Here is a 13842-nt window from a genome sequence, read left to right as displayed (position 1 = left end):
CTTTTTTTACGTCTGCGGTATGCTATCGTCATCTTTTTGCTCACGAAATAAACTATGTCCACCAGCCTGAAATTCAGCTTTGCCACGCGGCCGCTGGTTCCTTTTGCCCATGATTACAATCATGGCGCCTCGGAGCCATGGCACAGCCACGACTGCGCACAGCTGCTGCATACGCTGAGCGGCGTCGTGCGGGTTGAAACCGGGCAAGGGATATGGGTTGTTCCGCCGGGGCGCGGCGTCTGGCTGCCCGCTGGCACTCAGCACCGCCTGCAAATCATCGGGCACGTAGCCGCACGCACATTGTTTATTGATCCGTTTGCCCGAGCTGACTTGCCGTCGGTTTGCCAGGTCGTGCAGATATCCACTTTGTTACGCGAGCTGATTATCTGCTCGCTCCAGTTACCGGAAGCTTACCCGGCGGGAAGTCGGGCAGAGCGAATTTACGAGCTTATCCTCGATGAGATTCGGGGTACCGCCGCGCTGCCGTTTAATCTTCCCGAGCCGCAGTCTCCGGGGCTACTGGCGCTGTGTCGTCAGATTCAGGCGGAACCCGGTAAGCCGTGGACAAACGCACTTGCCGCTGAACGGCTTAACGTCAGTGAGAGAACGTTGCTGCGTCATTTTCGCCAGCAAACCGGCCTGGCGTTTAGCGAATGGCTGCGTAGGGCAAGGCTGATGGAGGCGCTCGATCGTCTCGCCCAGGGGCAGTCCGTGCTGCGCGTTGCGTTGGATCTGGGGTATGAAAGCCACAGCGCCTTCAGCGCCATGTTTCGGCGAACGCTCGGCGTGTCACCGAGCGAATATTTCTTCTCTGATTAACCCACAGGTAACGCATTTAACAGCGCCTGTAGCGAAGCTCGTGAGACATCGTTATCAATGCCGGTTCCCCAGCGGCTCACACCTTGCCTGAACGTACAGCGGATATAAGCCGCCGAGCGGCTTTCGCTGTGCCTGCCGAGCGTATGCTCATGATAATCCTCAATAGAAAACGCCAGGTTAAAACGAGATTTAAGGGCGTCGGCTGCGGCAGAAAGTAAACCGTTGCCTTTGCCCTGGAGGGCGATAACGCCGTCGTGCGTCTGAACGTTGGCCCACAGCTGGAGTGAGCCATCGGCCTGGCTCTCCGTCCGGTAATCCAGCAGCTGGCGTGGGGCGGTTTGATGCGGGCCATAAAGTGTGCGAAACAGTTGCCACAGCGCGCTCAGCGTCATCTCGTTGCCCTCCCTGTCGGTTTGTGCCTGGACGTGACGGCTAAAGTCCTGCTGTAAACCGCGCGGCAGCACCAGGCCGTGGTTTTGCTCCAGCATCCAGGCGGCACCGCTTTTCCCGGACTGGCTGTTGACGCGAATAACCGCTTCGTAGCTGCAGCCAATATCGTTCGGGTCAACGGGCAGATAGGGCATCTCCCACAGCGCTGAGCTGGACTCGCCCCGCGCGGTAAACCCTTTCTTGATGGCATCCTGATGTGACCCGGAAAAAGCGGTAAAAGCGAGCTTTCCGGCATAAGGATGGCGAGGATGCACCGGCAATTGATTACATTGCTCAACCAGTTCCACCACTTGCTTCATATCGCTGAAGTCCAGCTGCGGCGAAATCCCCTGGCTATAAAGATTCATCGCCAGCGTGACCAGGCAGACGTTTCCGGTGCGCTCGCCGTTGCCAAACAGGCAGCCTTCAACCCGGTCCGCGCCAGCGAGGATCGCGAGTTCAGCGCTGGCCACGCCGCTGCCGCGATCGTTATGTGGATGTACGCTGATGCACACTGCATCGCGGCGGGAAAAGTGGCGGCAGAAATACTCAATCTGATCGGCATAGACGTTGGGCGTGTTCACCTCCACGGTGGCAGGTAAATTGATAATCATTGGTCGCTCGGGAGACGGTTCCCAGACGTCTGCAACCGCCTCACAAATTTGCAGGGCAAAGTCAGGTTCGGTGAAGCAAAAGGTTTCCGGGGAGTATTCGTAGCGCCAGCGCGTCTGCGGGTTAGCCTCGCAAAGCGCTCGCACCTGACGGGTGGCGGTGACTGCCAGCTGAACGATCTCTGCTTTGCTCTGGCGGAAGACCAGCCTGCGGAACAGTGGGGCTGTGGCGTTGTAAAGATGTACCGTGGCGCTGTGGGCCCCGGCCAGAGATGCAAAAGTGCGCTCAATCAGGTCGCTGCGCGCCTGGGTCAGCACCTGGATGGTGACATCTTCAGGAATACGATTTTCTTCAATCAGCTGACGCACAAACTGGAAGTCGGTTTCTGAGGCGGATGGGAAGGCGACCTCGATCTCTTTGAAGCCGCACTTCAGCAGTAAATCCCAGAAGCGCAGCTTGCGGGCAGCGTCCATCGGTTCAGCCAGCGCCTGATTACCGTCGCGCAGGTCAGTGGAAAGCCAGCGGGGAGCGTGCGTCAGGGTTTTATTCGGCCACTGGCGATCGGGCAACTGAATCGGCGCATGGGCGAGGTATTTTTGCGATGGGTTGGTCAGCATCAGAATTCTCCAGGTCATGTGGTCTGTTTATCCTGGCGAATAATCTGTGCTGGGGCTGGCGCAAAGCTGACAACCTGTGTGGCGAAACCGCCAGGTTCAGGCAAAGAAAAAGGAGCCCGAAGGCTCCTGAGTTTGCTGACAAAGAGGGAAAAAGCGTGGTTTTTCCCTCTTTGTGGTTATCAGCCGAAAATCAATGAATTGATTTTCCTGTTTTTTTTAACGAGCCGTCTGGTATTTCTTCTCTCGCCAGAGGTTGGTCAGCTGTCTGAGGAGCCCGAAGGCTCCTTTAGGGAGAAATGTCAGTGTGCGCCACCGCCGCCACCGCCCGCCCCGAAAGGCGGTTTAGCAAACCACACCAGGCCAAGCAGCAGAATAAATACCCCTGCCGAGAACCAGAAAATCTCGTTGGCGGAGATGATCAGCCCCTGGTTGGTGATCTGCTGGGCGATGTAGCCGGAAGCCTGTTGGTGCGACATGCCTAAGCCCTGAAGCTGGTTGTAGGTTTCAACCGAGTTCGGGTTATACGGCGTGACAGACTCGGTGAGCTGCGCATGGTGCAGCGACTCGCGGTTCGTCCACAGCGTGGTGGTTATCGACGTCCCAATCGAACCCGCCAGCGTACGGGTAAAGTTCGACAGGCTCGACGCCGCGGCAAGGCGCTCCGGCGGCAGGCCGGACAGGGTAATCGTGGTCAGCGGCATGAAGAAGCACGCCACCGCAAAGCCCTGAATAAACTGCGGCCAGGCCGACGCGGCGAAGTCCATCCCCGGCTCAAAGGTATACGCGCGCCAGTAGAAGCACACCGCATACATAATGAAGCTGAAGGTCACCAGGCGGCGCATATCGAGCTTGTGCGCGAAGCGGCCGATGATCGGCGACAGCAGCACCGGGATGACCCCCACCGGCGCGGACGCAAGCCCGGCCCAGGTCGCGGTGTAACCATACACTTCCTGCAACAGCTGCGGCAGCAGCACAATCGCGCCGAAGTAGAGCATGTAGGCGAGACTGATACACAGGCAGCCGATGGTAAAGTTTCGCGACTTAAACAACGACAAATCGACTATCGGGTTATCGTCGGTCAGCTCCCAGACAATCAGGAAACTGATGGTGACCACCGCAATCACCGTTAACACGATGATCTCCGTCGAGTTGAACCAGTCCAACTCTTTACCCCTGTCGAGCATGATCTGCAGGCTACCAATCCCTAACACCAGCAAGGCCAGCCCCACGCCGTCAATACGGCGCTGCTCGGTGCGGGTTTCGCGGCCTCGCAGGGCCTGCAGGCTCATCAGCACCACGACGATACCAATTGGCACGTTGATGAAGAAGATCCAGCCCCAGTGATAGTTGTCGCTGATGTAGCCGCCCAGAATCGGGCCGCAAATTGGCGCCACGATCACCGTCATCGACCACAACGCCAGCGCAATGCTGCGTTTGGCGGGCGGGTAGTTGCTCAGCAACAGGCTCTGCGACAGCGGAATCAGTGGCCCGGCAACGATCCCCTGGATAACGCGGAAGAAGATCAGCATCGTCAGGCTGTTCGACATGCCGCACGCCCAGGAGGCGATAGCAAACAGCACGGTCGACCACAGGAATAGCCTCACTTCCCCGAAGCGTTTTGCCAGCCAGCCGGTGATCGGGATTGAGATTGCGTTTGCCACCCCAAAAGAGGTGATAACCCACGTCCCCTGGCTCAGGGATGAGCCAAGGTTACCGGCAATCGTCGGGATAGCCACGTTAGCAATGGTGGAGTCCAGCACCTGCATAAAGGTCGCCAGCGACAGGGCGATGGTCATAATGACCAGCTGGGCGCCTTCTAGCGGTTTTTGTTGTGCCATACACCCTCCGCTTTATTAACCCGCATTGGCCTGAATAATCTGGTCAATAAGCTGGTTAGCCGGCGTCAGATTCAGCTCGCGGGCGTTACTTTCGTAAACCGGCGTGGTGCGGGTCTGAGATGACAGTACGCTTCCGTCCCGGTTGCTAGTATCCACGTTCACCAGCGTGGACAGGCCGATACGCAGCGGATGCTGTTCAACCTGTTTGGCATCCAGTTCAATACGAACCGGCAGGCGCTGAACCACTTTGATCCAGTTCCCGGTGGCGTTCTGCGCTGGCAGCAGCGAGAAGGCGCTGCCGGTACCCATATCCAGGCCGACAACTTTCCCGGTGTACTTCACGTCGTCGCCGTAGATATCGCTGACGATAGTGGCCGTCTGGCCAATACGCATATGCGCCAGCTGGGTTTCTTTAAAGTTAGCGTCAACCCACATACCGCTGGCAGGCACGATGGCCATCAGCGCCGTGGACGGGCTAATTTGGGCGCCAACCTGCACGGCACGGCGGGAAACATAGCCGGTCATTGGGCTGACGATGGTGGTACGCTGCAGAGCCATCCAGCTGTTACGCACTTCGGTCGCCGCCTGTTGAACCGCAGGCTGCTCTTCCAGTTTGGTGCCGAGGATCATCGCCTGGTTAGCGTTGTATTGCTGCACGGCCACATCCAGCTGAGCCTGAGCGCTGGTGACGGCATCACGGGCGTGCTGCAGTTCTTCGCGGCCAATCAGGTTGGCGCTGCCCAGCGGAATACGGCGGTTCAGGTCGCTTTGGGCCTGTGCCAGCGCCGTTTTCTGCAGTTCGATATTGGCCTGATACTGCTTGCTGTTGATCATCAACTGGCGAGTCTGCCGCACGCTAGAGGCCAGTTGGGTTTTGGCCTTCTCGAATGCCTGCTCGGCGTCGGCGCGGTCAAGGCTGACCAGCACATCACCCTGTTTCACAAAATCGGTATTGTCCGCCCAGACTTTGGTCACGCTACCGGAAACCTGAGCCATGATCTGAACCTGGTTTCCTGCCACATAAGCATCATCGGTCTCTTCAAAGTGACGCAGCACTAAAAACCAATAGATTCCATATGCCACAGCAATAATGACAAAGAGCAAGGTCAACAAGATCAGGGCGCTTTTACGTTTGCCTTTCTTGTTAGCCGGTTGCTGCGGGGCTTGAGTCTCCGCATTTGCGCTCATGCTAATCTCCACCTGTTTATTATTATTTCCGGTCAGCTGAGCCGACCTGTTAGACCTGACAGGCCAGCAAGGAGATTGCTGGCCTGAAAGTAGTTTTGAAATCGGATTGTTGTTGGGCGTGCAGACGGTGAAAGCTTAGCTCAGTGCTTCAAGGATCACCTTGTCTTCTTCCATCTGGTCGAGGCGGTTGAGCAGCTTACGGGTAATCATTTCCAACTGCTCTTTTTCGCTGGCGTCAAGCGCGGACCAAAGTTGATGCAGGCAGTTATGCTGCGGTGGCAACACCTGGCGCAGGAATTCGTGACCTTTTTCGGTCAAATGCAGATGCAGGCAGCGGCGGTCATTGTCGCTTTCACGGCGCTCAATCCAGCCGCGTTTTTCCAGCTCATCGGCGATACGGGTCGCGTTCGTGCGGGACGAACCCAGCGCGCAGCTCAGCTCAGAAGGCTGAATGCTGTGGTTTTCCTGGGACTCAAGGGTAATGAGTGCCATGAATAAGGTCTCGTTGATCCCCTGCGCCTTCAGCATCTTATTGCGGTTTTCCAGCAGTTTACCCTGCATGTGCATACAAAGACGCGTCAACAGAACCTCCTGGTACGGGAACTCCTGGTAACGTTTGGCGCGGAACTTCAGCATTTGTTCTATGGGCGTGAACGAACTATCCATTTTGGCATAACCTCATTAGTTGCAGCCGATATAGTAACGATGGTGACAAATAAAGTAAATGCATTATTTATACGTTTATATGCGTTTGTATACGTTTATATACGTTTGATTGTTGCCACCATCGGCGTAAACCACGCTAAGCCGTAGCCCAGAGCGCTAAGCAGCGTGGGGAGAGAAAATGGGGTTTCGAGTGGGGTAACGACGTTTAACGGCATCGAAGCCGGAGGCTGATGCCTTGAGGACAGGAGAAATGGCGATGGAAACGCTGCTTTCAGTCTTACGAACAGTTTCGCCCTGTGGCGATTGTCGGCTGAAACAGTTGCGGGTCTATCCATATACGGTGTTAATAAATAACCTGCGTTAATGTCACTCGAATTAGTAAACGGGGACAACCTTAACAGACTGTCCCCGCCATTACATCTTCAATTTCCCTTACGGGGAGCGACGATATCGCGCTAATCGGCCTGCCGCTGGTATCCGCGCCACCACACTACCAAATTTAGTAGGGCGACGCTGGCGCCAGCGATACACACTCCGTTCCAGCCAGCATGTTGGTAAGCGCTCGCTGAAATCAAAGAGCCCGCCGCGCCGCCGATGAAGTAGCTGGTCATGTACCCGGCGGTCAGTCGGTTACGGGCTTCCGGCATCATGCGATAAATCAGGCTCTGGTTGGTGATGTGGACGCCCTGGACGGTGAGATCCAGCACCAAAATACCAATAATTAACGCGATAGCTGAGAACTGACCGAAAGCGATAGCGACCCAGGAAAGCAACAGCAGCAGCAGGCCAATCGTGGTGGTGTGATGCCCTTTACCTTTATCAACCAGTCCCCCAGCAGGACGAGCGCCGAGTGCGCCAGCGGCACCGGCGAGGCCGAACAGGCCGATAACCCCTTCGGAATAGTTAAACGGCGGCGAGGCCAGCAGGAACGCCATCGACGTCCAGAGAATGCTGAAGTTGGCGAAGGTCAGGCAGCCCAGCAGAGCGCGGGTGCGCAGCAGGCTGTTTTTAATAAACAGGCTGAAGATAGAGGTCAGCAACTGCGGATAGTTGAGGTGGCTGTCCTGCTTCACCTGCGGCAGCCCGCGCCATAGGGCGATCGCCATCAGCGCCATCAGTACGCTGGCAACCCAATATACGGTGCGCCAGCCGCCAAGGCTTGCCAATAAACCCGCGACGGTTCGCGCCAGCAGGATCCCAAGCAGCAGCCCGCTCATGATCGTCCCGACAACCTTCCCGCGTTTTTCCGGTGCAGCGAGCGTCGCGGCAAACGGGACAAGAATCTGTGCGACCACGGAGAAGAGCCCGGTCAGCGCGGTGCCCAGAATCATCATCCACAGGGACTGGCTGGTGGCGGTGATCAGCATCCCACCAGCTGCCAGCAGCGTCATAAAGACGATCAGCCCGCGGCGCTCAAACATGTCCCCAAGCGGCACCAGTAATAACAGACCTGCGGCATAGCCAAGCTGCGCTGTTGTGACGATGAAGCCCGCCTGGTTTACTGAAAGTGAGAAGGCGTTTGCGATGGTGTCGAGCAGCGGCTGCGCGTAGTAGTTGCTGGCGACCGCGAGGCCGGTTGCGACGGACATCAGGACGATCAGCGCCGGGCTGAGTCCGTGAGTATTGTTTTTCATTATTATCTTCAACTTGCCAAAGAGAGGTTTGAATAATAGCGAAAAATGATGACAGCAGAAGCGAAGGTGGGTGTCGGATCGTGCGGTTATTGACCCTCACCCCGGCCCTCTCCCTGGAAGGGAGAGGGGGAAAAGAAGGTGGAGAAAAAAGATGTTTGCCTGTTTATCCCCTCTCCCCTTTGGGGGATTAGGCTGAGGAGTTGTCCTTATCTGTTTATCCCCTCTCCCATTTGGGGAGAGGGTTAGGGTGAGGGGCAGTTTATTTCGCCGCCAGTGCCTCTTTCACCCAGCCGTCAAACTGCGCCTGGTGTGCCTTAATCCAACCGTCGACGTGGCCGTTAATGTCGGCCTCGGAAGACTTACCGTTATGCATCATCGCATTCTGGGCATTGATATCCGCCAGCGGCAGCTTCATGACGGCAAACAGCTTCGCCGCCTGCGGGTTCTTCTCAGCCCATGCCTTGTTCGCCACAATGTGCATTGTGTTTACCGGGAAGCCATAGTTCGCGCCGTTGGGCAGTTTGGTATCGATATCTTTCTGCTCGCCCGGCAGGGAAGAGAACGGCACCTGCAGCCATACCACGTCTTTGCCCGGCTTCAGCACGTCGCTCACCCAGTACGGCGTCCAGGTGTAATACAGCACCGGTTTACCTTCTTTGAAGCGGGCGATGGTGTCAGCCATCATCGCCGAGTAGTTGCCGTGGTTGACGGTCACGGTGTTCGCCAGCTTATAAGCTTCATTCTGGTGATTAATCACCGCCTCGCAGCCCCAGCCCGGTGTACAGCCCATCATGTCGGCTTTGCCGTCGCCGTTACTGTCGAACAGTTTGGCGATTTTCGGATCTTTAAGCTGCTCGATATTGGTGATGTGGTACTGGTCAGCGGTTTTCTTATCAATAAGGTAGCCCTGAGCCGCGCCGGTCACGAAGGTGCCTTCCCGGTAGAATTTATTGCTCCCGCCCGCAGCAGCATACATATCATCATGCAGCGGCTGCCAGTTAACGGCGGTAAAGGTGGCATCGCCGGAAGCGATAGAGGTGTAGCCGACGTTATAGTCCACCTCGCTTGGCTTATTCACGGTGTAGCCCATTTTCTCCAGCGCACGGCTCACCAGCAGCGTCTGGAAGGTTTCTTCGGCAATGGTGCTCTGTACCGGTTGAACGGTAATGCCTTTGCCCGGCAGGTCCGCGGCAAAAGCGCTGGTGGTAACGAGTGTCGCAAGAGCTGTGGCTAAAATAGCGTTGTGTCGCATCGTTATTCCTTTTTTATGAGGGATGGGGCGAGGGGCGGCCGAAGCCGCCGCCAGGCTTATTTCATGAAGGGACGGGTCACAAGACCCAGCGGGCCGGTGGTATACCAGCGGCGGTTGCCACGGGAGCGAGAGTCGCGCCCAATGGACTGAGTCAGGCGGTCGAGAATAATGGCCAGGATCACGATCCCCACGCCACCGACCGTAGCCAGACCCATATCTAGACGGCCAATGCCGCGCAGAACCATCTGGCCGAGTCCGCCCACGGCAATCATCGACGCGATAACCACCATCGACAGCGCCAGCATCAGCGTCTGGTTAACGCCGGCCATAATGGTTGGCATCGCCAGCGGGAGCTGCACTTTGAACAACATCTGGCGCGGACTGGCACCGAATGAGCGAGCCGCTTCGACCAAATCTTCAGGCACTTGCTTAATGCCCAGAATAGTCAGGCGCACGATAGGCGGCAGGGCAAAGATAATGGTCACCACCACGCCGGGCACGTTGCCGATGCCGAACAGCATCACGATAGGCACCAGGTAAACAAACGCTGGGGTAGTCTGCATGGCATCCAGCAAGGGGCGAACGATTTTCGCCGCACGTTCGCTGCGCGCCAGCCAAATCCCGAGCGGCAGGCCGAGCACCATACAAAACAGCAGGGCAGTCAGCACCAGCGCCAGGGTGACCATTGCCTGTGACCAGGCACCAATCGCTCCAATGGCGACCAGCGAGACTAGCGTGGCGACGCCCATGCCGAGGCTGGACATCTGCCAGGCAATCAGCGCGAAGACGATAATCGCGACCGGCGCAGGCATCCCCAAAAGCAGCTGCTGAAAGCCGCTGAGAATATAATCCACCGGCACGCGAATGCCCTGGAACACTGGGCGGAAGTGGGTCACCACCCAGTCGATCCCCTCCGTCACCCAACTGTCGAGAGGGATCAGCGTTTTGTGGAACGGATCCAGAATATTGAAATGTTCAGGCGCGGCTGCCGGGGCTGAATTCAGCCAGTCTGCACCCCCGCCGGTGGCCGCATCCGACGCCGGAGCGCCCCATGCGTCTGTAGAACTGGCTGCCTGACTGGTTGCGGCATCGGTTGCTGCGCTGCCGGTATCCCACGGATTAGTTGCGTCACTCATTGACTTGCCCCCTCACGATCTAATGCCTGCAGCAGCACCCCTTTCGAGATGATGCCCACGTACTGCCCCTCTTCACTGACCACCGGCACCGCGCACGGAGCCTGGCCGACATGAGAGAGCAGATCGCTCAGCGAGGTTTCGGCAGAAACCGCCTCCGGAGAAGTCAGGAACGCATGGTCCAGGCCTTCACCCGCCGCCAGCGCCGCTTTTAGCGAATCGGTGGAGACAATGCCGAGGAATTTCTGTCCACGCTCAATGACATAGCCATATTCGCGGTCGTCATCCTGCAGCAGTTTCAACGCCGAACGAGGGCCGAAGCCGCTGGTTTTACGCAGCAGGCCAGCCGGACTACGGCGGGCAATGTCTTTGGCGCTAAAGACCTGGCTGATGTCCACGCCGCGGAAGAAGGTGCGCACGTAATCGTTGGCCGGATTATTCAGAATTTCATCCGGCGTACCGACCTGTACCACTTCGCCGCCCTGCATAATGGCAATACGATCGCCAATACGCATGGCTTCGTCGAGATCGTGGGAAATAAACACGATGGTGCGCTGATGTTTTGCCTGCAGCTTAATTAATTCGTCCTGCATTTCGGTTCGAATTAAGGGGTCAAGCGCGGAGAAGGCTTCATCCATAAGTAATATGTCTGGATTAATGGCCAGCGCGCGGGCTAAGCCTACGCGCTGACGCATCCCGCCGGACAATTCATCGGGATAAGCATGGGCATAATTCTCAAGCCCGACCTGACGCAGCGCATCCAGCGCTTTTTCATGCCGTTCTTTGACCGGAATTCCCGCAAGCTCCATACCGAAAGCAGCATTATTTAACACCGTCATATGCGGCATTAAAGCAAAGGACTGGAAGACCATTGCGATCTTTTTTTTGCGCACCTCGCGGAGCTCTGAGTCTGATATTTTGGCAATATCAATGCCGTCAATCAGCACCTGTCCACGGGTGGGTTCAATCAGGCGATTGAGAAGGCGAACCATGGTGGATTTTCCTGAGCCGGACAACCCCATGATGACAAAAATCTCGCCTTCTTCAATGGCCAGACTGGCGTCTTTTACGCCAAGCGACAGACCCGTTTTTTCCAGTAATTCACTCTTGGAAATGCCCTTCTCAATGTATTTGAACGCACGCTGTGGATGTTCGCCAAATACTTTATATAAATTCTTCACTTCTAATTTAATTGCCATGCAATAAACAGTTTCCTGTATTTAATTTATTTATAGGTGATTCCTGATGGAAATATTGACCGGTATATACCCTAACATACTAAGAATCTGAGGCAACCCTCGATTCTGTGATATCGAAATATCCATGTGATGAATGTGGGAGAAATTTCCCATGAGCGCTGGCCTGAGGGGGAATAAGTGCGGTGGAATATTTTTTGTCAATGAGGTGAATATTCAGCCTGAATCTGGGTGATTCAGGCTGAAATGACAGGCATATTACGGCTTAGCAATTAAATTAATAACGGCAGTTTTATTCCTGTTAAGCAGCCATTTGGCTTTGTCTTGAAATGTATTATTTTCCCGCCAGGCATGCGCGGCGGTAACAATATTTTCCAGAGCTTCATCGGGCTTGAACGGCTCGATATTGGGGTATGGCCACGGAGTCTGGCTATCGACAAACTGGGCGATGTACAGGTAGCCATTTTGCAGGCTGTGTTCACCGCTTTTGGCCTGCCAGACGTTGACCCCAACTTTTTCACCCAACAGCCCTAACGGGTTCCAGGCATCCAGAATAAAGTTGCTGTAGTGCCAGGAACGCGTGCGCTCAATTTCCGTTACCGGCACGCCTTTGGCGTCAAACTGCACCGGAATGCGCTGGGTGGCAGAAATTAAACGTTGTTTGGCTGCGTCTTTATCCCCCAGCCACAGGGCAATCGCGGCGGCCTGAACGTCGTACCAGGTGCCATGGTTATTTTCAGCCGCGGCCTCTTTTTTGCCGTTTTCGCTGGTGGTCAGCCACTGGTAATAATCCCGATACCACTGCCTGAGCGAGCGCCAGGTTTTATCATCCAGCTTGCCGCCGTCGTGCAGCAATTCAATGGCGTCGATCAGCCGCACAAAACCGCGTCCGTCGAGAATACCGGTGCCGCGCACGCCTTTTCGTCCGGGAATAGTCTGGGCGTAGGCGAGATTCGGCGTCATCCGGGTTTCCGGCGTGATAAACCAGTTCACCAGCTGCTGGCGGGCTTTATCCGCATAGGCATCTTTGCCGGAAAGTTGCCAGGCCAGCGCCAGATTCCATACGTCATCTGTCATGCTGTTCAGGCGGGCTTTGTCACTTTGTTTGCCGACGGCGGCGGGATTGATCTGGCCATCTTTTCTCACCCACGGCAGGCCATCGGGGCTTTTAGGATCGGGCCACCAGTAGTCAGAAAAGCTGTAATAGTCGTGGGGATCGCCTGCCGGTGCGCCGGGGCTTTTTTGGGTGATACTGTAGAGCGGATGAATCAGCGCCTGATCGGCTTTATGCTTGAGGGCTTGCCAGGCTGGCATGAGCGCCGGATTCTGCTGGCTAATCTCTTGCTTACTGTGCGCCAGCTGTGCCGTGTCCAGCAGCAGCGGGGCGCCAAAGGCTAACGGTGCGCTGCCGCAAAGCAGCGCCAAAACAGAACAACGAAATAACGACATAGGCCACCTCGCAAAATGCTCAGCGGCCAGATTACTAGAAATCCCAATCCTCGTCCTCGGTTTCAACCGCCTTGCCCATCACGTAAGAGGAGCCTGAGCCGGAGAAGAAATCGTGGTTCTCGTCGGCATTGGGGGACAGGGCGGCGAGAATGGCCGGGTTGACTTCCGCCATCTCCGCCGGGAACAGCGCCTGGTAGCCCAGGTTCATCAGCGCTTTATTGGCGTTGTAGCTCAGAAACGCCTTCACTTCGTCTTCCCAGCCCAGCTCACGGTAAAGCGTTTCGCTGTACGCCAGCTCGTTATCGTAGAGATCCATCAGCAGATCGAGGGCAAAATTTTGCAGCTCGGTCTGGCGTTCGGGGCTCTGCTGTGTCAGCGCTTTCTGGTATTTGTAGCCGATGTAATAGCCGTGCACCGCCTCATCGCGGATGATCAGCCGGATGAGATCGGCAGTGTTGGTCAGCTTGCCGCGGCTGGAGTAATACATCGGCAGCCAGAAGCCGGAGTAAAACAGGAAGGACTCGAGGAACACGCTGGCAATTTTCTTCTTCAGCGGGTCGTTGTCCCGATAATGGCCCAGAATGATCGCGGCTTTGCGCTGCAGGGCGTCGTTCTGCTCGCTCCAGTCGTAGGCGGCGTCCACGTCTTTGGTCTGGCAGAGCGTGGAAAATATCGAGCTGTAGGAACGGGCGTGCACCGCTTCCATAAAGCTGATATTCGACATCACCGCCTCTTCGTGTGGCGTCAGCGAATCGGCCATCAGCGCCGGGGCGCCCACGGTATTCTGAATAGTGTCCAACAGCGTCAGCCCGGTAAACACACGGATAACGAGCTGCTGCTCCTGCCCGCTGAGCGATTGCCAGGCCGGAATGTCATTAGAGAGCGGGACTTTCTCCGGCAGCCAGAAGTTACTGGTCAGGCGGTTCCAGACCTCGAGGTCTTTATCGTCCTCGATTTTGTTCCAATTGATGGCGCTTACGCGCGTCAGTTGCGTCATTTTCTTTCCTTG

The 13842-nt window shown here is 56.3% G+C and carries 11 protein-coding genes; 1 reads left to right on the top strand and 10 read right to left on the bottom strand.

Going from position 1 to position 13842, the window contains the following annotated elements; all coding sequences use genetic code 11:
- The first annotated feature begins 54 nt into the window (after positions 1–54).
- Positions 55–819 carry an AraC family transcriptional regulator gene (locus tag LH23_RS00785; protein ID WP_039287053.1) on the top strand — a complete coding sequence of 255 codons (765 nt, stop codon included), beginning with the start codon at positions 55–57 and terminating at the stop codon, positions 817–819.
- Here LH23_RS00785 and leuA read toward each other — a convergent pair.
- From leuA to nrdF, 10 genes are all read right to left on the bottom strand, one after another.
- Positions 816–2477, bottom strand: a complete 1662-nt coding sequence (gene leuA / locus LH23_RS00780; RefSeq protein ID WP_039296264.1) for a 2-isopropylmalate synthase — start codon at positions 2475–2477, stop codon at positions 816–818. The genes LH23_RS00785 and leuA overlap by 4 nt on opposite strands.
- A gap of 299 nt (positions 2478–2776) precedes the next feature.
- Complete coding sequence (gene emrB / locus LH23_RS00775; RefSeq protein WP_039287050.1) at positions 2777–4315, bottom strand: multidrug efflux MFS transporter permease subunit EmrB; 1539 nt, start codon at positions 4313–4315, stop codon at positions 2777–2779.
- A gap of 15 nt (positions 4316–4330) precedes the next feature.
- The gene (emrA, locus tag LH23_RS00770; RefSeq protein WP_039287048.1) at positions 4331–5503 is read right to left on the bottom strand and encodes a multidrug efflux MFS transporter periplasmic adaptor subunit EmrA; all 1173 of its coding nucleotides are present in this window, start codon (positions 5501–5503) and stop codon (positions 4331–4333) included.
- Between the two features lie 135 nt (positions 5504–5638).
- On the bottom strand, positions 5639–6169 hold the full coding sequence (gene mprA, locus LH23_RS00765) for a transcriptional repressor MprA (RefSeq protein ID WP_039287045.1): 531 nt from the start codon (positions 6167–6169) through the stop codon (positions 5639–5641).
- Between the two features lie 455 nt (positions 6170–6624).
- Complete coding sequence (locus LH23_RS00760; protein WP_039287042.1) at positions 6625–7803, bottom strand: MFS transporter; 1179 nt, start codon at positions 7801–7803, stop codon at positions 6625–6627.
- 259 nt (positions 7804–8062) lie between these two features.
- Positions 8063–9055, bottom strand: coding sequence for a glycine betaine/L-proline ABC transporter substrate-binding protein ProX (proX, locus tag LH23_RS00755; RefSeq protein ID WP_039287040.1), 993 nt, complete (start codon positions 9053–9055; stop codon positions 8063–8065).
- 56 nt (positions 9056–9111) lie between these two features.
- On the bottom strand, positions 9112–10191 hold the full coding sequence (proW, locus tag LH23_RS00750) for a glycine betaine/L-proline ABC transporter permease ProW (protein WP_039287037.1): 1080 nt from the start codon (positions 10189–10191) through the stop codon (positions 9112–9114).
- A complete protein-coding gene (gene proV / locus LH23_RS00745; protein WP_039287034.1) occupies positions 10188–11387 on the bottom strand; it encodes a glycine betaine/L-proline ABC transporter ATP-binding protein ProV in 1200 nt (399 codons plus the stop codon). The genes proW and proV overlap by 4 nt, the downstream gene beginning before the upstream one ends.
- 255 nt (positions 11388–11642) lie before the next feature.
- Complete coding sequence (locus LH23_RS00740; protein WP_039287032.1) at positions 11643–12833, bottom strand: alginate lyase family protein; 1191 nt, start codon at positions 12831–12833, stop codon at positions 11643–11645.
- Between the two features lie 34 nt (positions 12834–12867).
- The gene (gene nrdF, locus LH23_RS00735) at positions 12868–13830 is read right to left on the bottom strand and encodes a class 1b ribonucleoside-diphosphate reductase subunit beta (protein ID WP_039287029.1); all 963 of its coding nucleotides are present in this window, start codon (positions 13828–13830) and stop codon (positions 12868–12870) included.
- Between the last annotated feature and the right edge of the window lie 12 nt (positions 13831–13842).

This window comes from Cedecea neteri, assembly GCF_000758305.1.
In the GTDB taxonomy this organism is placed as follows: Bacteria; Pseudomonadota; Gammaproteobacteria; order Enterobacterales; family Enterobacteriaceae; genus Cedecea; species Cedecea neteri_C.
This window is presented reverse-complemented; position numbering and strand designations above follow the sequence as displayed.